This is a genomic window from Edaphobacter bradus (genome assembly GCF_025685645.1).
Taxonomy (GTDB): Bacteria; Acidobacteriota; Terriglobia; order Terriglobales; family Acidobacteriaceae; genus Edaphobacter; species Edaphobacter bradus.
Window position 1 is genome coordinate 579,985 of record NZ_JAGSYF010000003.1, and the last position, 19,716, is coordinate 599,700.

The 19,716-nt window shown below is 60.7% G+C and carries 20 protein-coding genes and 1 tRNA gene; 7 read left to right on the forward strand and 14 right to left on the reverse strand.

The features are described from left to right. Window positions 1–5: 5 nt before the first annotated feature. Complete coding sequence (locus tag OHL16_RS14745; RefSeq protein ID WP_263367934.1) at window positions 6–410, reverse strand: hypothetical protein; 405 nt, start codon at window positions 408–410, stop codon at window positions 6–8. 90 nt (window positions 411–500) lie between these two features. Here OHL16_RS14745 and OHL16_RS14750 point away from each other — a divergent pair, with 90 nt between their 5' ends. The 4 genes from OHL16_RS14750 (at window position 501) to OHL16_RS14765 (ending at window position 5,586) form a co-directional block, all read left to right on the forward strand. Beyond that, complete coding sequence (locus OHL16_RS14750) at window positions 501–1,835, forward strand: MFS transporter (RefSeq protein ID WP_263367935.1); 1,335 nt, start codon at window positions 501–503, stop codon at window positions 1,833–1,835. A 354-nt stretch (window positions 1,836–2,189) separates the two neighbouring features. Beyond that, on the forward strand, window positions 2,190–3,269 hold the full coding sequence (locus tag OHL16_RS14755) for a ScyD/ScyE family protein (RefSeq protein ID WP_263367936.1): 1,080 nt from the start codon (window positions 2,190–2,192) through the stop codon (window positions 3,267–3,269). Window positions 3,270–3,798: 529 nt separating this feature from the next. Beyond that, entirely contained in the window at window positions 3,799–4,539 is a 741-nt protein-coding gene (locus OHL16_RS14760) for a hypothetical protein (RefSeq protein ID WP_263367937.1), read from the forward strand. Between the two features lie 6 nt (window positions 4,540–4,545). Then, window positions 4,546–5,586, forward strand: a complete 1,041-nt coding sequence (locus tag OHL16_RS14765) for a metal-dependent hydrolase (RefSeq protein WP_263367938.1) — start codon at window positions 4,546–4,548, stop codon at window positions 5,584–5,586. On the opposite strand, the gene OHL16_RS14770 is transcribed toward OHL16_RS14765, so the two are convergent. Further along, entirely contained in the window at window positions 5,583–7,394 is a 1,812-nt protein-coding gene (locus OHL16_RS14770) for a TonB-dependent receptor plug domain-containing protein (RefSeq protein WP_263367939.1), read from the reverse strand. The two genes, OHL16_RS14765 and OHL16_RS14770, sit on opposite strands and share 4 nt — an antisense overlap. A gap of 151 nt (window positions 7,395–7,545) precedes the next feature. Here OHL16_RS14770 and OHL16_RS14775 point away from each other — a divergent pair, with 151 nt between their 5' ends. Next, on the forward strand, window positions 7,546–7,950 hold the full coding sequence (locus OHL16_RS14775; protein ID WP_263367940.1) for a MarR family winged helix-turn-helix transcriptional regulator: 405 nt from the start codon (window positions 7,546–7,548) through the stop codon (window positions 7,948–7,950). On the opposite strand, the gene OHL16_RS14780 is transcribed toward OHL16_RS14775, so the two are convergent. The 10 genes from OHL16_RS14780 to OHL16_RS14825 form a co-directional block, all read right to left on the reverse strand. Then, on the reverse strand, window positions 7,947–9,254 hold the full coding sequence (locus OHL16_RS14780) for a dihydroorotase (RefSeq protein ID WP_263367941.1): 1,308 nt from the start codon (window positions 9,252–9,254) through the stop codon (window positions 7,947–7,949). The genes OHL16_RS14775 and OHL16_RS14780 overlap by 4 nt on opposite strands. Then, window positions 9,251–10,243, reverse strand: a complete 993-nt coding sequence (locus tag OHL16_RS14785; RefSeq protein WP_263367942.1) for an aspartate carbamoyltransferase catalytic subunit — start codon at window positions 10,241–10,243, stop codon at window positions 9,251–9,253. The genes OHL16_RS14780 and OHL16_RS14785 overlap by 4 nt, the downstream gene beginning before the upstream one ends. A gap of 11 nt (window positions 10,244–10,254) precedes the next feature. Beyond that, window positions 10,255–10,830 (reverse strand): bifunctional pyr operon transcriptional regulator/uracil phosphoribosyltransferase PyrR, encoded by a 576-nt coding sequence (gene pyrR / locus OHL16_RS14790; protein ID WP_317891070.1) that lies wholly within the window; start codon window positions 10,828–10,830, stop codon window positions 10,255–10,257. A 36-nt stretch (window positions 10,831–10,866) separates the two neighbouring features. Beyond that, window positions 10,867–11,562: a zinc ribbon domain-containing protein gene (locus OHL16_RS14795; protein WP_263367943.1), complete on the reverse strand. Its 696-nt coding sequence runs from the start codon at window positions 11,560–11,562 to the stop codon at window positions 10,867–10,869. A 67-nt stretch (window positions 11,563–11,629) separates the two neighbouring features. Beyond that, the gene (gene hscB / locus OHL16_RS14800; RefSeq protein ID WP_263367944.1) at window positions 11,630–12,238 is read right to left on the reverse strand and encodes a Fe-S protein assembly co-chaperone HscB; all 609 of its coding nucleotides are present in this window, start codon (window positions 12,236–12,238) and stop codon (window positions 11,630–11,632) included. Window positions 12,239–12,276: 38 nt separating this feature from the next. Beyond that, on the reverse strand, window positions 12,277–12,777 hold the full coding sequence (locus tag OHL16_RS14805) for a HesB/IscA family protein (RefSeq protein ID WP_263367945.1): 501 nt from the start codon (window positions 12,775–12,777) through the stop codon (window positions 12,277–12,279). Window positions 12,778–12,850: 73 nt separating this feature from the next. Beyond that, complete coding sequence (iscU, locus tag OHL16_RS14810; RefSeq protein WP_263367946.1) at window positions 12,851–13,270, reverse strand: Fe-S cluster assembly scaffold IscU; 420 nt, start codon at window positions 13,268–13,270, stop codon at window positions 12,851–12,853. Between the two features lie 347 nt (window positions 13,271–13,617). After that, the gene (locus tag OHL16_RS14815) at window positions 13,618–15,057 is read right to left on the reverse strand and encodes a zinc dependent phospholipase C family protein (RefSeq protein WP_263367947.1); all 1,440 of its coding nucleotides are present in this window, start codon (window positions 15,055–15,057) and stop codon (window positions 13,618–13,620) included. 135 nt (window positions 15,058–15,192) lie between these two features. Next, window positions 15,193–16,473 (reverse strand): IscS subfamily cysteine desulfurase, encoded by a 1,281-nt coding sequence (locus tag OHL16_RS14820; RefSeq protein WP_317891071.1) that lies wholly within the window; start codon window positions 16,471–16,473, stop codon window positions 15,193–15,195. A 54-nt stretch (window positions 16,474–16,527) separates the two neighbouring features. Beyond that, window positions 16,528–16,989, reverse strand: coding sequence for an RrF2 family transcriptional regulator (locus OHL16_RS14825; RefSeq protein ID WP_263367985.1), 462 nt, complete (start codon window positions 16,987–16,989; stop codon window positions 16,528–16,530). A 245-nt stretch (window positions 16,990–17,234) separates the two neighbouring features. Here OHL16_RS14825 and OHL16_RS14830 point away from each other — a divergent pair, with 245 nt between their 5' ends. After that, window positions 17,235–17,366, forward strand: a complete 132-nt coding sequence (locus OHL16_RS14830; protein ID WP_263367948.1) for a hypothetical protein — start codon at window positions 17,235–17,237, stop codon at window positions 17,364–17,366. Between the two features lie 67 nt (window positions 17,367–17,433). Here OHL16_RS14830 and OHL16_RS14835 read toward each other — a convergent pair whose 3' ends face one another. After that, entirely contained in the window at window positions 17,434–18,006 is a 573-nt protein-coding gene (locus OHL16_RS14835) for a CDP-alcohol phosphatidyltransferase family protein (RefSeq protein WP_263367949.1), read from the reverse strand. Between the two features lie 181 nt (window positions 18,007–18,187). Between OHL16_RS14835 and OHL16_RS14840 the strand changes: the two genes are divergently transcribed. Beyond that, a tRNA-Val gene (locus OHL16_RS14840) sits at window positions 18,188–18,264 on the forward strand. A 6-nt stretch (window positions 18,265–18,270) separates the two neighbouring features. Here the strand turns inward: OHL16_RS14840 and OHL16_RS14845 are convergent. Further along, window positions 18,271–19,257 carry a tyrosine-type recombinase/integrase gene (locus OHL16_RS14845; protein ID WP_263367950.1) on the reverse strand — a complete coding sequence of 329 codons (987 nt, stop codon included), beginning with the start codon at window positions 19,255–19,257 and terminating at the stop codon, window positions 18,271–18,273. Window positions 19,258–19,716 lie beyond the last annotated feature (459 nt).

The window sequence follows — 19,716 nt, forward strand, 5'->3', positions numbered from 1 at the left end:
TTGTTCTAACTGTTGCCTAGTCGAAATAGCCAATAGACGATGGTGCAAAAGCCAACAATCAAGCAGGCTAAGATCGAAAGCCCGATTGAAACGCCAAGGATGTTCCCGCGAAGTTTCTGCCATTTGCTAAGCGGACTCCGTAAATAGATACGTGCGTCTGCATCCGGCGTTAGGCCAGCGATTTGCCAGTCATAATCCTCAACCCCGAACCAAGGCTTGTCTTTGAATGTTTGCTTCTCTCCTATGGCAGCATGAAGCGAAGCTATCGCCAGATGAAGAAATCCACCCTGATTCCCGACAAGAAAACTCTTCGAATCGGGCGGCATGACGACCAAAGCAGGCTGATCGAAGGCCAAGGGTTCCTCCTCTAAAATCGCCAGGGCTTGCTGAATTCTTTCGCGATTATTCATAAATTTGAGCCGGTCACTCTTTTCACGACATTTTGGCAGACATTCTTCACATCATGCCTAGTCATGATGAAAATATGAAACCATATTGTTATGTCTGAAGAAGGCGAAACGACGGCACCGGTTCTCACGGCCGGTGCCGCGCTCCAGTCGAGGGACTTCCGGCTCTACCAATGCGCCCGCCTCATGGTCATCGTTGGTGCGGAGGCGCAGTCAGTCGCGGTCGCCTGGCAGGTCTACGAGATCACCCGCTCCGCGCTCGACCTCGGCCTCACCGGCCTCGCTCTCTTTCTCCCCGGACTCTTCTTCATGCTCGCCGCCGGCCACGCCGCCGACCGTTACGACCGGCGAAAGATCATCCTCTGCTGCTACGGCCTGCAGGCCGTCTGCACCGCAGTTCTGCTGTGGCTCTCCATGAGCGCGACCGCTCTTGCGAACGGCCGCATCTGGCCCATCTACGCCGTGCTCATCGGAATCGGCCTCGGCCGGGCCTTCAGCGGCCCGGCCGCCAGCGCGATGCTTCCCAGCCTCGTCCCCAAGGACCATTTCGTCAACGCCGTCACCTGGGGCGCGACCGTCTACCAGATCGCGAACATGTCCGGCCCCGCGGTAGGCGGCCTTCTCTTCACGCTGCCGCTTGCCGGTGCGCTCGCCGCGTGGAAGGGAGCACCCGTCGTCTACCTCTTCACCCTCGCCATGCTGCTGAGCTTCATCGTCCTGGTCGGCATGATTCGGACGCCCATGGAGCGCTCCAGCAAAAAGGCCTTCAACGTGAGCACGATGCTCGCCGGCCTTCGCTACGTCTGGCAGACGAAGCTGCTGCTCGGCTCCATCTCGCTCGATCTCTTCGCCGTGATGCTGGGCGGCGCGACGGCCCTGCTACCCATCTTCGCGATCGACATCCTCCACGCCGGCCCGCGCGGCCTGGGCCTCCTTCGCGCCATGCCCAGCGTCGGTGCGCTCGCCGTCTCGCTCACCATGCTCGTCTATCCCATCAAGCGCCGCGCAGGAGCCACCATGCTCACCTGCGTCGCCATCTTCGGCGCAGCCACCGTCGTCTTCGGCCTCTCGCGCAACATCTGGCTAAGCCTGATCGCGCTCATCCTCGTCGGCGCAAGCGACATGGTCAGCGTCGTCGTCCGCTCCAGCATCCTGCAGCTCGCCACGCCGCCCGAGATGCGCGGTCGCGTAAGCGCCGTAAACTGGCTCTTCGTCGGAGCCTCCAACGAGTTCGGCGAGTTCGAAAGCGGCGTCACTGCAAGCTGGTGGGGGGCCGTCCCTGCAGTCGTCATCGGAGGCATCGGCTCGCTCCTCGTAACCACCGGAGCAGCTGCGCTCTTCCCCCGCCTCCGCAACGCAGACGCACTAACCGCCGAGTCCCTCCGCGGAGCCGAGCAAGAACTGGCCGTTGCCGAGCCGGTCGACTAAGCGTCGGCGTATCGCGCAAGAACACAGTACCCTCCATTGCGAAAAGAGCAGAATCTTTCACCTTGACAAGTGTTTGGACATGGCCTTAGCTTTTCTGCTGCTTTAGACCCCACGTAGCTCTGTTGACGTTGACATCCTTGCAGTGCCTCCGGTGTGTCACTCCGAGCGAGAGATACAGCAGCGTAGAGGTCTGCGATCCAGTAGCTGATTCCTTCACGGCCCATCGGTCCCTTGAACACGGTCGATTTAGGCACACAGCGACCTGGCTGTTGCCCAATCGCGCGAGAGGTGTCTTATGCACTTCCGCGCCGCATTCCTTGGCGTATTTCTCACCCTAAGCAAGGAGCGTTGCGTATGAATCGGTATTTCATGTCGAAGGTACCTATTGCTATGGTGGTTCTGCTGCTGACGTGCTCAGCTTGGGCACAGTCGGTGACGACAACTGTGATTGCCACCGGCCTGAACCGGCCAAGAGGTCTCAAGTTCGGCCCCGATGGTGCCCTCTACGTGGCTGAAGCCGGAACTGGTGGTCCCAACGGGCCGTTCAACTGCCAACAGGTTCCCGCACCGGTTGGACCAACTCACGGCGGTCCAACTGCCCGCATTTCAAAGATCACCGGCATCAATCAGAGAACCACCGTGGTCGATGGATTGCCTTCCGGAATAAACAGCCTACACCCACCTGGCGTTCTCGGAGTGGCGGACGTAGCTTTCATCGGCGATACGCTTTTCGCACTGCTTGTTGGTGGTGGCTGTTCGCACGGAAATCCTGCAACCCCAAATGGCGTAATCAAAGTTGATGTCGATCACGGCACTTTTAGCTACGTTGCAAACTTGTCGGCATTTGAAATGGCAACCCCGATCGCGAACCCAGGTCCATCTCTTGACGATTTCGAACCTGATGGAACTTGGTATGGCATGGTGGCCGTCCGAGGCCAACTCTACGCCACAGAGCCAAATCACCAGTGGATTGTTCGCATTTCCCCGGACACCGGTGAGATCCAACTCCTCGCGGATATCTCGGGAAGCAGCCAGGATTGGGTCGGACCAACCGGGATCACGTATAAGGGCAACTTCTTCTTCGGCAACCTGGCGACGTTCCCTATTCATCCCGGGAGTGCGAATGTCTTTAAACTGACGCCCAGTGGCAATTTCAAAACATGGGCGGAGGGTCTCACGACTGTAGTTGGGCTTGCCTTTGACAGTCGCGACAGGCTCTACGTGCTTGAGTTGTCGGATGCACCTGGTAATCCGACACCCGGCGCCGGCAAACTCGTTCGCATCAGCCCATCAGGCCAGGCGGAAGATATAAAAACCGGACTGGTACTTCCTACTGCAATGACTATCGGCCCAGACGATGCAATTTACATATCGAATTTTGGCGCTGCGGCGCCTGGACTTGGTCAAATCCTTCGAGTGGAGGTCAAAGATTGAACCGTCCACCAGCAGGCCGGCGGGCCCACGGCCGGGTCCCCGGCCAGCTAGCTGGGGTTGGAAGGCGCCAACCGGCCGCAAAGCGGCCCACCATCCTGCCGGAGGCCGGAGCGAAGCCCGAAAGGGCGAAGCGACTTCGCAGGATGCCCCGCCAAGCCCTCAACAATGCAATCGCTTAAAAACTCAGCAAAATCGCGTGTCAAGCCCCAAAACCACCTAACCCATTCAAAATAAACCCTATAACATTGGCAATCTAGTTCCGGTCAATCTGCTACGCTTAAAGCAGCACAGAAGAAATGGCCTCGCTAACCCAGCCGAGGCCATTTTCTTTGCCTCTTCACTTCGAATAAATCATTTATCTACAATACTTTACAGATAACTACCTTAGAAAGAATACTTTGCAAAGCCGGTCCGGACTTAAGTCTAATTTTATGAATATTTTGTACAAAAGGAGGGGGAGGGGGGAGGTTACCCGTATCTTCGGTTGAACACCCGGCATCATTCGGTTAGGTTCAAGGAGGGGAGGCGTATGGACAACACAAAGAAGGCGGCCATAGGCGGGACGCTGCTGCTGCTGGCAGTCGTCGGCGTACGTATCGGAATGATCTACCGGGAGCGAAACGCTCCTGCGGCCCCGACGGCGGCGCCCGCGCCGGCGAAGATCGCCGAAGACGACCTGGTCTTCCTCAAGAAGAAGCGACCCTCGACACCAGCCGACCTGAAGGAGCTCGTCGGAACCACGCTCTGGGTCTCCGCCGGCGGCCAAATGGACTACTACCCTTACGCCGCGCACCACGCCGACTACGGCAAGTCCCAGGGTACGCTGCTTGGCGCTGAACCTCTCCTCGTGAAGCAGTACTTCGAGCAGGTCGCGCCGAAGTCTTCGCGGTCACGAATCCCAAGCGGCGACCGGCAAGTGCTTCTCGCCTTCACCAAACCGAAGTCCGACGATCCGGCGAAGGAGTACGCCGTGCCCGTGGGATACCACGACGCCAACGGATACACCTTCTACACCGACGAGATCTTCTTCTACGACGACCCGCACGAACTCTACAAGCACTGGGGACCGGACGTCTGGAAGGCGATCGACTCGCACCAGGTCATCCTGGGCATGAGCGAGCGCGAGGTGCAGATGGCGCTTGGCCAGGTCAGCAGGAGCCTCAGCAACGACTACGGCAACCGCCTCGTCGTCTACGACAACCTCGGCAAGCCCCTGGCGGTCACCTTCGTCAAGAACAAAGTGACCTCGTTCCGTGCGGACTCCCAGTAAACGCCGATGGAGCCAGTCACTCACTTACTCACCGGAGCCGTGCTGGCGCGCACAGGCTTCAACCGCAAGGCAGCCTACGCCACGCTGGCGATGACGCTCGCCGCCGAGGCTCCGGACCTCGATGTGCTCTGGGGATTCAAAGGGCCCGTCGCGGCGTTAGAGCATCATCGCGGCTGGACCCACGCGCTCATCGGCCTGCCCTTCGAGGCAGCCATCGTCGTCGGAGCCATCTGGCTCGTGCATCGGTGGCGTCGAAGCAGCAAGTCCGAGACAAAGGCGCCCGTGCGATGGGGACTGCTCTATTCCTTCTCGCTGATCGCTCTGCTGAGCCACCTGCTGCTCGACTGGACGAACAACTATGGCCTGCGCCCGTTTTTCCCCTTCGATCCTCGCTGGTTTGCAGGCTCGTTCGTCTTCCTCTTCGAGCCGGTGATGTTTCTGTTGCTGCTGATGGCGCTGCTCGCGCCGCCGCTCTTCGGTCTGGTGAGCAGCGAGGTCGGCGCGCGCCGCCAGCCCTTCGGTGGACGAGGCTGGGCCTTCACCGCGCTTGCAGGAATCGTGCTGCTTTGGGGCCTTCGAGCCTATGAGCGGCAACAGGCGATGGCTCTGGCGAAGAGCTTCGACTACGGCGCGCCGGTCATGCGCGTTTGGGCCGACCCTTATCCGGTCAATCCCTTCCGCTGGCAGACCATCGCCGAGACGGCGACGACCTACCACATCGCCGCCGTCGATACGCTCTCGGGCAACGTCACCTCAAGCTCGCAGGCCGACGTCTTCTACAAGCCGCCTACGACGCTCGCCACGCTCGTGGCCAAGCGAAGCTGGCTCGGCCAGGTCTACCTCGACTGGTCCAAGCCGTTCACGCTGGTGACCGACACCGGCGTGAACGCTGACGGCCTGACAGTAGTCACCTTCCGCAATCTGCGCTTCGTCAATGACACACCGCTGATCGCAGGCAGCGAAAGAACACCGTTGACGGGCTCCGTCTACATCAACGAAGACCGCCGCCTGGACCACATGGAGATGGACGGACACGTGCAGCACTAACGATGCTGCGCAGACCAATTGACTTCCGCCCCGCCCATGATCGTGCGTCCCTGTAACGGAACGCCGGGAATCTCCTGATAACTCGTGTTGCTGAGATTGAGCAGGCGCAGATAAGGGCGAACGCGGCCGGAGTTGCGCGCGAGCGCCACATCCCAGAGCGCGTAAGGCGACTGAGTCGTCTTCTGAATGACAGCGAGCTGCGTGCGCGCTGAGATCTGCGCCGGAAGGTCCGCACTCCAGGCAAGCAGTGCGCTCTGCGCGGCGTAGTTGAAGGCGTACTCCGAGATCAGCCCATGCGGAGGGGAGGTCGCCTGCACCGCGGTGTAGCTCAACTGCAGTCGCTGCGAGCGAGGCAGATGGACGCGAAGGTCGGCCTCGGCTCCGTTGTAAGCGAAGTTGGCGACGTTGGTCGCCTGCCACGGCCTGGAAAGATCGAACTTCGAGTAGTCGATGCCGTTCTTCTGGTGAAGGCTGAATCCGGTTGCCGTAAGGGTAAACGGGGCGCGCGACGGGCTCCAGTCGATGCCGCCCTCGTAGCTCCACGAAGACTCGGGTTTGAGATTGGGATTTCCGATCGTGGTCGGATCCGAGTAGTAGAGATCGAGGTAGGTAGGAAGCCGATAGCCGTGTCCCACAGACGCCCGCGCGCGAAGCGTTGAAGTCATAGCATAGGCCGCAGCAATCGACGGCGAGAAGACAGAGTCGCCGCCCGAAAACACCTGCTCCCTCGCGCCGATCGATAGCGAGAGCCGGCCCAGAGAACGCAGCGAGAGGTTGGCGTATCCTGCTCCCTGATTGCGCGCGTGCACGCCGAGATTGGTGCTGTGGATAGAGTCGCCAGTGGCCTCGAGCCCGTAAGAGAGCGTCGTGTTCGCGCCAAACGAGTCCGCGCGGCGCGCCGCCGACTGCCACGCGCCGGTGATGTGGTTGTTGCGATAGTAGTCCGGGTTGTCTTGCAGCAGCACAAAGAGGTCCGTGTGACGCCGATACGCAAACGACGCCGACGTGCGCTCGCCGAGCTGCTGCTGGATCGCCGCAAACCATCCCTTCGTGCGCTCCCACGAGTCGTACGGGCCATAGAACTGATTGGCTCCATAGGGCCGGTCGCTTGCAGCGAGGAGAACGTCGGTCGTATTTTTGCCGAAGAGCGTGAACCAGCTCTCCGATGCAGCGGCGTTGCTGGAGTAGTTGCGGTCCGCCATGAAGCCGTCAGAGGTATCGCGGCCTGCCGTGAGTTCCTCCGCGAAGCCCGCACTGGAGTAGTCTGCGCGGAGATGCTGCTCCAGCGAGCCGTAGTTCCCTGCTCCAGAGCGCGCAACGATGCTCATATGGTCCGGCCGGGCCGTGAGGAAGTTGACCGCGCCGCCGATCGCGTCCGAGCCGTAGAACGTCGAACCAGAGCCATGCAGCACCTCGATACGCGACACCGCATCGAGCGGCACGGGGATGTCGAGGTTGAGATGGCCTGTCTCCGGATCGTCCACGCGAAGCCCGTCGACGAGAATCAGCGACTGCTCGAAGGTTGTGCCGCGAATCGAGAGATCGGCTTGCACACCAAGCGGAGCGCGCGCCTGTACGTTGAGTGAGGTGTCCTGCCGCAGAAAATCGACTACTCCGGGAACGAGCAGCGGCTGCTCGCGAGTCTCGATCGTCTGGACAGCGCGATTCGACTCCGAAAGCGGAATCGGAGGGATGGAGGTCGTCACCTCAACCGACTGCTGAACGGGAGCTGGGGCGGGATGAGAGCCCTGCTGCGCGGCTGCGATGGCGGCGCACAGAAATAAAGAGGAAATGTACAGTTTCGTCACGTAAAAATGATGAAGCCTGGAACCGTGCTTGCGAAGCTAGTTTTGTCTGATTGTAAGTAGTTGAATAAGTCAATTATAGAATCATCCTATGCGGATTGAATTTTTTCTGCGGCAGAGCCCTGTGTTTCAGATCAGCCGGGCGGCTCGACGGATGGAGGCATCTCTCAATGCCATCCTTCGTCAGGAGGAACTGACGTTCTTCGAGTCATTGACGTTGGCGGCAATCTTTTTTGAACAGACGGGAGAGATCAAGCCCTCGAATCTGGCGGAGACGTTCCAGACAACACGCGGCAATGTGAGTCACTGCATCTCGTCCCTTGAAGCGAAGGGACTGGTCAAAAGAAAGATTGACCCGGACGACGCTAGGGCGCTCAAGCTTGTGCTCTCATCCACTGGAAGGAAGCGAGCTGTGAGGGTCGCGGGGATTCTGGACCGTATGCAGTCGCGACTCGAGGAGGCGATCGGCGAGGTAAAGCTAGAAGAAATGCTGGCTAGAATGTCTGCTGTTGAGGAACACTGCTCGCGGCTCGCAGTCGCGGCGAGAGGCAAGGATTAGCCCCAGTTGCGGTAGACAACACGGCCCTCGCAGATCGTGGCGCGCACGCGGCCTAGCATCCCGGCTCCGTCGAAGGGTGTGTTTCTCGACTTCGACCGCGTAGCCTTCGCATCGAACACCCACTCCGCGCCGGCATCGAAGATCACGACATCTCCGAAGTGGCCCAGCCCCAGCGTGCCGCGGCCGGCCAGCCCGAGAGTCGAGGCCGGCGCAGCGCTCATCAGCGCCATGATGCGAGTGAGGGAGAGGCCGTGCTCGCGATGCAGCACGCGCAGCGCGAGGCCCAGCGCGGTCTCAAGCCCCGTAATGCCGTTCGGTGCGCGCTCGAACTCCTGCTCCTTCTCGTGGGAGGCGTGCGGAGCGTGGTCCGTCGCGATGCAATCGACTGTCCCATCGACAAGCCCCGCAATCATGGCGAGGCGATCGCCTTCGGCACGCAGCGGAGGATTCATCTTCGCGTTGGTGTTGTAGTCGCCCACTGCTTCGTCCGTAAGAGTGAAGTGATGCGGCGTCACCTCACAGGTCACATGCAGGCCCTCACTCTTGGCCTCGCGGATCAGTTCCAGAGCGCGCGCCGTCGAGACGTGCTGCACATGGAGATGCGGCCGCAGCCCTTCGGTGCGCTCAATCTGGCGCAGCAGTTCAATGTCGCGCTCGACGATGCGTGACTCGGCTCCAACCGTCATGCCGCGCAGCCCGAGCCGGAAGGCCACCGTGCCTGCGTTCATGCTGCATCCGCCTGTCAGCCGCGTATCCTCGGCGTGCTGCGAGACTGGGACCTCGGCTCGCGCAGCCGCGATCAGCGCGGCACGCATCACCTGGTCTTCGAGGACCGGCTTGCCGTCGTCGGTGAAGCCCACGGCCCCGGCCTTGCGCAGCGCTTCGAAATCCGTCAGCTCGACTCCCATGCTGCCTTGCGTCGCCGCCGGCATTGCAAACAGCCTGACGTGAGCTCCGCGCGCGCCGTCGAGCATCCACTCAAGCCCTGCGACGGAGTCGTTCACTGGCGTAGTGTTCGGCATCGCCACAACGCTAGTGAAGCCGCCCGCGGCCGCCGCCAGCGTTCCCGTCGCGATCGTCTCCTTGTACGTCTGCCCCGGTTCGCGCAGGTGGACGTGCACGTCGATGAGTCCAGGAGCCACAATCATTCCAGCGGCATCGATGGTCTCGGCCTCGACGCCATCAAGCGTTCCCGGCGGTTCCACTGCTGCCACGCGTCCCTCGCGCAGCAGCAGATCACGCGGCGCGTCCACGCCATTGGCGGGATCGATTAGTCGACCATTGCGAATCAGCAGATTGCTCATGCCACCCTGCCTAGAAAGCCGCCAGCGCCCAGAGCGCGCACCAGCAGCGCTGAACGAACCGCGAGCCCATGGCTCACCTGCTGCTCAATCGCCGACTGCGCTCCATCGGCGACCTCGCCCGTAATCTCAAGTCCGCGGATCATCGGCCCCGGATGCATCACCAGAGCCTGCGGTGCGCTGGCTGCCAGCCGATCCTCGTTGAGCTGGTAGCGCGAGATATAGTCCGCGAGATCGAGCTCAAGCCCCGCCAGCCGCTCACGCTGAATCCGCAGCATCATCGCGACGGCACGGCCGTTGGTGCCGGCTCGGCGCAACGCAGCATCGAAGTCCCGCTCGATCTCGACTCCTTCGCCAAGTCCCAGCGCCTCCTTCGGCAGCAGCTTCTCCGGGCCGCACAGAATCACCTTCGCGCCCAGCCGGGGCAGTAGCATCGCATTCGAGCGCGCCACGCGGCTATGCAGAATGTCTCCCGTAATCACAACCGTCACTCCTGCCAGAGTCCTCTCATGCACGGTCGTCGCATTGAGCCCCAACCGCGTAAGTATCGCTCGCAGATCGAGCAGGGCCTGTGAAGGATGCTCGTGCATGCCGTCGCCTGCGTTCAGCACCGGCAACCCTGTCATCCTTGCCAGCAGCGACGGCGCTCCAGAGGACGCATGACGCAGGATGATGCACTCCGCTCCCAGGGCCCGCAGTGTCAGCCCTGTGTCCTTCAAGCTCTCGCCTTTTTCGATTGACGAAGACTTGTCGCTCACCAGCGTCGTCGTCGCGCCCAGCGACTTTGCAGCCAGTTCAAACGATGTCCTCGTCCGGGTACTCGACTCGTAGAACAAGAGCGCAATCGTGTGTCCCTCGAGCATCCGGACGCGGTCTGCGTGGGCCGTCTGCTCGATCCTCGCTGTCTCGCCCAACACCGCCGAGACCTCAGCCACCGACAGGTCGGCCACGCTGATCAGAGAGCCCTGCGCGTATCCCGGTCTTCCGCTCATCGGCTCGTCCGTCAATCTACTCGCTCGACCAGCAGAACCTGCTCCTGCCCATCTATCTCGTTGAGCTTCACCTCGATGATCTCGCGGCTCGAGGTCGGGATTGACCGGCCCACAAAGGTGGCCTCAATCGGAAGCTCCCTGTGGCCGCGATCGATCAGCACCAGCAGCTGCACGCTCTTCGGGCGGCCGTGGTCGAACAGCGCATCCAGCGCCGCGCGGATCGTCCTGCCGGTGTAGAGCACATCGTCCATGAGGATGATGTCGCGCCCATTCACATCGAACCCAATCGCGCCCGGAACCACTTTGGGGCGCGGCCCTTCGGTCGAGAGGTCGTCGCGGTAGAAGCTGATGTCGAGCACGCCTGTATCCACGGGATGCCGCTCGATCTTCTCAATCATCGTTGCGAGCCGCTGCGCCAGCGGAACGCCGCGCCGCTTGATGCCGACCAGCCCCAGGTTGGTGCCGCCATTGTTCTTCTCTACGATCTCGTGCGCCAGTCGCACCAGCGTGCGCTCGATCTCCGACGCCGACATCAGCCGGCCCTTCTCGCGTATCTTTGGCTTCTCGCCTGTCGTCTCTGTGCTCATACCGTTCCGCTAGATGATACCAGCCAATCCGTGGCTCTAGCTTCTGCTCCCGGTGAAGTAGCTGCCTCTGTTCCCCAGCATCCCGCCGACTACTCCACCCAGTGTAGACAGTGCCAGCACAATGCCTGCGCCCATGCCAAATCCCGCCAGCATCATTCCCACCTGAAACTCGGGCAGGTAAAGGTAACCCCACGTCTCCTTCGGCTGAGGATTGGCCGCCGCTGTACGCTCAATCGCCGTGCGGAACTGCTCCGCCATCTGCGCATCGAAGCCCGCCAGATTGTGCAGCCCGTATCGCGCCACCAGCCCCGCGGCTGCCAGCGAAACCGCAAGCCAGCACACGACCACCAGCCCGACCACCAGCCCGATCCGCGCGCCGATGCGGCCGTCCATCCGCGCCTGCGGACGCCTCCTCTGATACAGCCCCAGCGCGATCAGCGACGCGCTGGTCGTCCATAGCAGGCTCAGCATTGAGAACGCCGCAAGGCGCATCGACGCCACGCTCAGCACCGCTGCCACTCCGCCCACCAGAACCGCACAGCGGATCGCCGTCTTCCACTCCACGTCGCGCGGCTTCGGCGGAGGCATCGCGCCGGTCGTATCCACGGCCCCCGACTCCCCCTGCTCCGAACTCAGGAAGTAAAGCTGCTGCGCGCCGCAGTGCGGGCAGAACGAGGAAGCCCCCTGCTGCTCCGGCAGGTCTCCACCGCATCGGTGACAAAATTCTTGCATAAGCTAAAACCTATCCCACTGTGAAACCGGCGGCAAGCTGTGCCCGTAGAGAGAACAAACACAAGGGCTATTCCAGCGCCTCGTTGACGTCGCGGACCAGGTTCCGCAGATAGCTGCGCTTGTTGAGCAGAGCGACCATTCCGTCCCGGGCCGCGGCCTTCCCGGCCTCGTCGCCTGCGTCCAACGTGTGATCCCAGCGCGCCCACAGCCCTTCCAGCTCCGCCTGCGTCTCCACCATCTTTGCGTCGAAGGTGTCTTTGGCCGTCATCAGGTCACGGCGCAGCTCCGGTTCATCCTCGCCCATCTGTTTGGCGGCGCGCATCTCCTGGAGCTGCATGTTGAGCTCAAAGACCTCTTCGAGCAGCTCAGGCGGGACGACCTGCTTCTTCTCCACCCCCGTCGCACGCGCGGCGTCGGTCGCGGCCTTCGACTGCTCCTCCATCTCGATCCCTTCAAGCTTCAGCAGATACTGTGTCCGCAGGATGGGGTCCTTCAGGGTACGGTATGCATCGTTGAGGTGCGAGGACTGCGCCAGCGCGGCCTCCTGCTCGGCCAGCGGCTTGCCGGCGAAGCGGTCGGGATGCAACTTGCGGCTCAGCGTGTAGAACTGCCTTTCGAGCGCGGCGGTGTCGAGCGCGAGCCTCGGCGGGAGAGAGAAGACCTCAAAGTACGTCATCAATCTCTATTGTAGGGAGTTCAGGGTGCTTTTCGAGACTAGGCCGAAAAACTCGATCCGCACCCGCAGCTCTTGGTGGAGTTGGGGTTGATGAAGTTGAAGCCCTGGCGCATCAGCGCCTCTTCAAAGTCGAGCACCATGCCGGCGAGATAGAGGAAGCTCTTGGGGTCAACGAAGAGTCGGATCGGCGCGCCGTTGGTGGGGTCACCCGCCGTCTGGACTCCAGCACCGAAGACAAATACGCGGTCGCGCTCGCGAGGCTGCGAGTCGAAGCGAATTGAATAGCTCAACCCGGAGCAGCCGCCGCCCTGGATGCCTACGCGCAGCCCGCCTTGCTCCGGCGAGACGCCCTCCTTGGCCATGGCGATGCGGATGCGCTTCAGCGCCTTTTCGGTGATCTCGATGGCTGCCTTGGCGCGGGGCTGCCGGCCCTCGGCGGTCAACAGGGTCATCCCGGCGAGAGGATTCTTCTCCGGCTGCGCAGCCTGGTTCCGGCTGGCCTCCATCTCCGCCGCGGTTTGTAGTGTCACCATCGCCATATCGTTTGTTCCTAAAGCAAGACGGTAGGGCGCGGTCGTCCCGCACCGCTACCGTCTGGATGTTTCGTCGAGCTTAGTGGGCCGCTGCAGTTGCGGTTGCCGCCTCGACGACGTTGTTCTTCTTCTTCCAATCGCCGATCGCCGCGCGGATCGCATCCTCAGCCAGCACCGAGCAATGAATCTTTACCGGAGGAAGCGACAGCTCCTTCACGATGTCGGTGTTCGAGATCGCCAGCGCCTCATCGACCGTCTTGCCCTTCACCCACTCGGTCGCGAGCGAGCTGGAGGCGATGGCCGAGCCGCAGCCGAAGGTCTTGAACTTCGCGTCCTCGATCACCTGAGTCTCGGGGTTCACCTTGATCTGCAGGCGCATGACGTCGCCGCACTCGGGGGCGCCGACCAAGCCGGTACCAACCTCAGTCGCGCTCTTGTCCAGCGTGCCGACGTTACGGGGGTGATTGTAGTGGTCTACGACCTTGTCGCTATATGACATGATGTGATCCTCGCTTAGTTAGATGATAACTCGGACTGTTTTGGTGCGCCATAGCCTCCCCTTCCAAAAAAATTCTGGCCCTTTTGTTTCCAACAACTCCCGGGAATGCTTCCTTACAGCCCGCCCCTCCAAACCCTCTGCCCGGCGTCCCATCCCGGGCGTCCCTATCCAGGAGACCGCCTTGTAACCCCGCCCATCCACCCCTGGCACCTCTGCAGCCGCCTTCCTCGCCTCCCAGGCCTTCTTCCTCAACGGCGGCCAGCCACTCTATGTCTCCCGCGTAACACCCTCCAGCGGAAGCACTTCCGCCCCCACCCCCGACCACTACGCCTGCGCCCTCATCGCCATTACTTCGTGCCCTCCTCTACCTCCGGCCCATACGTCGGGAACGGCAGCGGCTCATTGCTCGTCGGCATCCCGCGAAGCGTCGTCAGATCGGCCTGCAGCGCCTGCCATTCCTTGTCGTGCTTCTTTGTCGCGAACTCCACGTTCATATCTGCGTAGTACGCCAGAATGTCCTCTTTGATCCCGGGAGGAATCGGCTGCGTAGGCTTTGCCGCCAGCACGTGCACCAGCTTGCGGTACGTCTCATCCGTCAGCGGATATCCGCCCGGCTTCACCACCGCGCCCGTATCCAGGTCGCGATTGCGAAGCGGATGCCGCGGATCGCCGCTCCCCGGAACCACCGCCTGAGAGGCCCCGGGCTTCGCCGGCAGTGGATCCGAAGGTGGAGGCTGCGAGTGCGTATCCGTCGCCGCCGCCTGCTTCGCTCCCTCCCCAGTAGCCGGTGGAGGCGTAAACCGTCGCAGCGTCGCGTTCAATAGGTCCGTCGACTGCAGTAGCGAGTGCACATACTCTTGGTCCGTACCCACCGTCGGACCCTTCACCGCCGTAAACTTGATCGGCCCCACCTTCGGCATAATCCAGATCAGCCCCGCCAGCGAGTACGTCCCGATCCCCGGCTTCGCCCGGTATTGCTCCCAGTTATTCTCCGCATCCACCTTCGCCAGCTCCGCCGTCAGTCGCTGCATCTCCGGCGAATCCATCACCGGCGGCTCGTGCTTTTTGTGCAGAACAGTCACCGCATACGACACCCGCGGGATAAAGCTTCGCACCGCGAACCGATACCCCTTCACGTTCACCTTCCTCCCCTTGCCCTTTGAGAAGTCCTCCGCAAGCCCATACGTCTGGTAGAACGCCAGCTCCAGCTGCCGCTGCGGAACCTCCAGCCCCACATGCTTCAGGTAGTACATCGGAGCAAACCTTCGATGCGCAATCTCGTTAATGTCGAACGCATACTCCGTCCGCACATGCTCCGACGGTCCTTGCGCATAGTTCACCGTGCCTCCGTAGCGCTTCGCCAGCTTCGGAAACTCTACCGGCACTGCATGGTTCGTCGCCTCCGAGTGACCAATACTGTCCCCGATAAAGTGCGACAGCGCTCCCACCGCGAACGCCAGTTCGTCCGCGTTCCCCGCATTGCGAAACAGGTTCACTACAAAGTCCCCCGACCGCACATAATGCGTCAGGTTCGAGAAGAACGAATCGCCAAACGGATAGTAGCCAATGTCCTGGATCACGCACCCGCCGTACGCATACGCCCGCGCATGCTCGATCTGGGCGTCGGTCAGCGTGGGGTACCTGCTCTTCAGCAGAGGAACAATCGACGCGTCCCACGTCAGGTCGATCAGCTGCTCGTGCGTCAGCAGCGAGTAGCCGCCTGCGGAAGGCGCCGCAAACAGACAAAGGAGAAGAACCGCAGTACGAACCCGTGAGATCGTTTGCATTCGTTCTGCCGCACAGTATCGGAGAGGCGGCTTTTCCTATGACGATAAAAGCGGCTCTCGCGATGGCCGTTCGCAAACAAACAAAAGGGCGCAGCCGAAGCCGCGCCCCTCCTTCGCAATCCGAATGCCGAACTCTTAGTGCGCCGCCCACTCGATCTTCGAGAGGTCGATGCCCTCCTTCACCATCTCGTACAACGGGCTCAGTTCACGCAGCTTCTTCACGACGTCGATAACCTTGTCGGCCACATAATCGACCTCGGCCCTGGTGTTGAAGCGTCCCAGACCAAACCGGATCGAACTGTGCGCCACATCGTCACCCAGACCGAGCGCTTTCAGCACGTAGCTCGGCTCGAGCGTCGCGGAGGTGCAGGCCGAACCCGACGAAACCGCGACGTCGTTGATGCCCATCAGCAGGCTCTCGCCCTCGACGTACACAAAGCTCATGTTGAGGTTGCCGGGCAGGTGGTGCTCCATGTTGCCGTTGACGTGGACGTAGTCGAGAGCGGACTCAAGCTTGTTCTTCAGGTAGTCACGCAGATCGGTCTCGCGCTTCGCCTCGGCCTCCATCTCACTCTGGCAGATCTCGGCCGCCGCACCCAGGCCAACGATTCCCGGCACGTTCAGTGTGCCCGAACGCATGCCGCGCTCATGGCCGCCGCCGTTAATCTGCTCGGAGATCTGCACTCGCGGGTTACGCCGGCGAACATACAGCGCGCCCACGCCCTTCGGCCCGTAGATCTTGTGGCCCGAGAGCGACATTACGTCGATGTTGTCCTTCTGGACGTCGACGGGAATCTTGCCCACGGCCTGCACGCCGTCCGTGTGGAATAGGATGCCCTTCTCGTGGCAGATCGTGCCGATCTCGCGGATGGGCTGGACGACGCCGATCTCATTGTTCGCAAACATGATCGAGACGAGGATCGTCTTGTCGTCGATGGCGCGCTTGAGGTCTTCGATGTCGATTAGGCCGTCGTCCCCGACAGGCAGGTACGTCACGCGGTAGCCCTGCTTCTCGAGCTTCTTGCACGTGTCGAGTACGGCCTTGTGCTCGGTGACCTGCGTGATGATGTGGTTGCCACGCTCGCGGTACATCTCCGCGATGCCCTTCAGCGCCAGGTTGTTCGACTCCGTCGCGCCGGAGGTGAAGATGATCTCCTTGGCGGTCGCGCCGATCATCTTCGCCACCTGCTCGCGGGCACGCTCGACGGCCTTCTCGGCCTCCCAACCGAAGGAGTGGTTGCGGCTGGCTGCATTGCCGAAGGTCGAGGTGAAGTACGGCATCATCGCCTCAAGCACGCGCGGATCGAGCGGCGTCGTCGCGTGGTTGTCCATGTAGATCGGCAGATGCACACCCTCAGGCAATGACTTCGATGACTCCGTAACCACGACTCCAATTCCGTTTCCATTGGTGCTCATATCGTTCCCACTCCCATTTGTTCGTCTCAAACTTGTGTGCTGCCTGTGCCTTCGCTAAATCGCAATACTCACCAGACCGCCGCCAACCGGCGCTGCCGGATGTTCAGCCTCGCTGGTCTCCACCAGGTCTGCAATATAGATACCGCTCAGCAGCTCTTTGATGCTGTCGTTCACCTTGCGCAATGGTTCTTTGATGGTGCAGGTGCTTGTCAGGTCGCAGGCTCCGTGAATCGTGATGCAGCTTGTAATAAAAAGCGGACCGTCGATCACGCGGATGACCTCAACCGCCGAGATCTCTGTGGCAGGTTTCGCCAGAGCGTATCCGCCGTTGGTGCCGGCATGCGAGACCAGCAGTCGGGCCTTGGCCAGCGTCTGCAGGATCTTCGCCAGAAGCTGCGGCGGAATGTGGTACGCCTCCGCGATGTCCTTGGCGCTGTGGGCGCTGCCGCCCTTCTGCTCCGCCAGGTACTTCAGAGCCATCAGGCCGTAATCCGCTTTTTTGGTAAGCCTAAGCATGATTGCGTTGCGGATGTCGAATGCCGACAATTCCAGTCCTAGATAGTGTACGTCGATCAGGGCCATCAGGCAACCGGCTTTCTCGCAGCGACCTCCGTTCCCGGCAGAAGATTCGGCCACTTTTGTGCTTCTGAATTACGGCCGAAAAAACGTGCTCAAACCCTGTTGACAAGGCATCTTTGGACGGGCAGAATCCTTCCCATCACTAACTCCCCGTCATGACTGCCACCTGCAAACACCCTATCGTGAAGATCGTCTCCCGGGACGAGGACGCTGAGTTTGTCGAATGCCAGAGCTGCGGAGAAATCTTTGATTCCGCAGAGTTTAGCGACATCGCCATCGAAGAGGAAGAAGGGGTCGAGACCCCCGACGATTAGCCCATCCGGCTCACTCCGCGGCTTGGAGATTCTCCCGTGCCGCAAGTGTGTGTCTCTCCGCCCGACGCTAAACTGCGGTCGGCTGCTGGGAGTTCACCCGCCGAATCACGATCCACGCGTACTGCGCGGCCGACACCGGCGCCAGCACCGCAATCGCCCGCAGCAGCCCATCCCGCACTGCCGCCAGGTGAAGCGACGAAGACAGCCGCTCAATCATCACTACGACCACACCGGTGATCTGCACCAGCGTATTGAACTTGCCGAGAATGCTAGGCCGGAAGTCCCGCAGCGTGCTCGTAGCAAATAGCAGCGTCGAGATCAACAGAATCCCCAGGTCGCGGCTGAACACCAGCACAGTCACGTAGCGCGGAATCAGCCCCACGTGCGTCAGCACCACAAAAAGCGTGCTCAAAAGCAGTTTGTCCGCGATCGGATCAAGATACTGTCCCAGCGTCGTCCGCTGGCTCAGCCACCGGGCCAGCAGCCCATCCAGGGCATCGCTCAGGCCGGCCAGCATAAAAAGCCCAAACGCGACTCGGTAGTTGTTATCGAGTATCTCGATGACGAGGAAAGGAATAATAAACAGCCGCATCAGCGTGAGCAGATTCGGCGCGGCTCGAAATTGATCAAGGAAAGTCACGTACGGCAGGCAGGTTCATCCTACCATTGTCACATTGCCAAATCGCTTTCGGCTCGATTTGCCGGGAACCGCCCGGGACATATACACTCAACAGAGCGGGAACGCCTCCCAGGCGCCGCTTCCCCATGGCATTGCTCCTCTGGAACCACGGACGAAGCAGATGCGATCGGGAAAAGATTACAGGCGCGTAGCTCAGTTGGTTAGAGCGCTACCTTGACACGGTAGAGGTCAGCGGTTCGAATCCGCTCGTGCCTACCACTCAAATCATTGAATACACAGGGAGCCCAGGGGCGGCTCTGGCTGTGTTGCGGCCAACTCGTCACCATTCGTCACCAATTGCGACATTCTTTCGACCGCCGCACGCTGATGGCTGGGAATGGGTTGCGTGTAGATATCCATGGTCGTGGACATGTGTGCGTGCCCTAGCTGCGCCTGAGCCTCCTTGGGAGAGGCTCCCACGTGCGAGAGCAGGGTTGCGTGAGTCCGTCGGAGGGTATGCCAACTGAGCCAGGGACTGCCGATCTGCTTGCCCGCCGGTTTGATGAAGCGGGAGAGCAGAGTGCAGTCGCTGAAGGGCATACCCGTACGGGTAGGAAATACCAGTCCATCCCGCTGCGGAGAGGCGTCGTAATGACGTCGGAGAGCCGCCGCGAGGGGTGGTGGTAGGGGTAGGGTACGTTTGCTGCCTTTGGTCTTCGGCGATCCAATCGAACCGCGATAGGCGGCCTGTTGAATCCGAATCTCCCGCTTGAGGAAATCCACGTCCTGCCAGCGCAGGCCGAGAATCTCCCCGACGCGCAGACCGGCATGAATGCCGACCTGGGCCATCGTTCGAATCGGTTCCGGAAGCACGGCCAACAACTTTTGGCACTGCTCCCAGGTCAATGCGTTTTTCTCGCGGACTTCGACCTTCTCCGGTAAATCGATTCCGGTCGCAGGATTGTCCCCCGCGAAATGTCCCCACTTCTTCGCACAAGCAAAGATCTTCGACATAAGGTTGCGGAGATGGTTGCAGACCTCCCATCCCGAACCAGAATCGAATTTGCTGAGCACGAAGGATTGGATATCGAGGGTTGAGATATCGCACAAACGTTTCTGACCAAATGCAGGTTTGAGGTGATAGTTGAGCGTGGTTTGATAGCGTTTCCGCGTGGATTGCTTCAGTGTCGGCAACGCATTCGGGACGAAGTATCTTTCGATAAAGTCCGCGAAGGTGATCGTTGCCAGTGGGGTCAGTTTGCCTTGATTCAACGGAAGCAAGAACTCCATAGCAAGTTTTTGGGCTTGCTTGCGAGACAAGTCGGCAACGTAACCGAGAATCTTCGATTCCCGTTTGCGGCCGATCTTGCCATCCGTTGTTAGGTAATCCGCCCACCATTGAAGCTCCCACACGGGGTGCCGCTTGCCACGTTTACGAATACTTCCCGTTTGATAACGTCGGCGAGCCAAGTCTTGCCAGCCTCCTTGCTGGGTTGACCTGCCTTGCCTTTCCGTACCGGGAATTATACGTATCATTCGCTTTCTGGATAGGTATCAATTTGCTATCGCGATACCTTTGATCTCGGTTTGGGATACGTATCGCGTGCTGCATGTTGATACGTATCGACGTGTCGTGAAAACGTTCAAATAAACGATTGGAACGAATGTTTGAGCGTCTTTTTAGGACCTAAAGACGTATTCGCGGTGCTGTGATAAACGTTTGTCGAATCG

Excerpts from the sequence above, each read along its gene's own strand:
- OHL16_RS14745 (WP_263367934.1), bottom strand. The coding sequence starts at position 410 with ATGAATAATCGCGAAAGAATTCAGCAAGCCCTGGCGATTTTAGAGGAG.
- OHL16_RS14750 (WP_263367935.1), top strand. The coding sequence starts at position 501 with ATGTCTGAAGAAGGCGAAACGACGGCACCGGTTCTCACGGCCGGTGCC.
- OHL16_RS14755 (WP_263367936.1), top strand. The coding sequence starts at position 2,190 with ATGAATCGGTATTTCATGTCGAAGGTACCTATTGCTATGGTGGTTCTG.
- OHL16_RS14760 (WP_263367937.1), top strand. The coding sequence starts at position 3,799 with ATGGACAACACAAAGAAGGCGGCCATAGGCGGGACGCTGCTGCTGCTG.
- OHL16_RS14765 (WP_263367938.1), top strand. The coding sequence starts at position 4,546 with ATGGAGCCAGTCACTCACTTACTCACCGGAGCCGTGCTGGCGCGCACA.
- OHL16_RS14775 (WP_263367940.1), top strand. The coding sequence starts at position 7,546 with ATGGAGGCATCTCTCAATGCCATCCTTCGTCAGGAGGAACTGACGTTC.
- OHL16_RS14780 (WP_263367941.1), bottom strand. The coding sequence starts at position 9,254 with ATGAGCAATCTGCTGATTCGCAATGGTCGACTAATCGATCCCGCCAAT.
- OHL16_RS14785 (WP_263367942.1), bottom strand. The coding sequence starts at position 10,243 with ATGAGCGGAAGACCGGGATACGCGCAGGGCTCTCTGATCAGCGTGGCC.
- pyrR (WP_317891070.1), bottom strand. The coding sequence starts at position 10,830 with ATGAGCACAGAGACGACAGGCGAGAAGCCAAAGATACGCGAGAAGGGC.
- OHL16_RS14795 (WP_263367943.1), bottom strand. The coding sequence starts at position 11,562 with ATGCAAGAATTTTGTCACCGATGCGGTGGAGACCTGCCGGAGCAGCAG.
- hscB (WP_263367944.1), bottom strand. The coding sequence starts at position 12,238 with ATGACGTACTTTGAGGTCTTCTCTCTCCCGCCGAGGCTCGCGCTCGAC.
- OHL16_RS14805 (WP_263367945.1), bottom strand. The coding sequence starts at position 12,777 with ATGGCGATGGTGACACTACAAACCGCGGCGGAGATGGAGGCCAGCCGG.
- iscU (WP_263367946.1), bottom strand. The coding sequence starts at position 13,270 with ATGTCATATAGCGACAAGGTCGTAGACCACTACAATCACCCCCGTAAC.
- OHL16_RS14815 (WP_263367947.1), bottom strand. The coding sequence starts at position 15,057 with ATGCAAACGATCTCACGGGTTCGTACTGCGGTTCTTCTCCTTTGTCTG.
- OHL16_RS14820 (WP_317891071.1), bottom strand. The coding sequence starts at position 16,473 with ATGAGCACCAATGGAAACGGAATTGGAGTCGTGGTTACGGAGTCATCG.
- OHL16_RS14825 (WP_263367985.1), bottom strand. The coding sequence starts at position 16,989 with ATGCTTAGGCTTACCAAAAAAGCGGATTACGGCCTGATGGCTCTGAAG.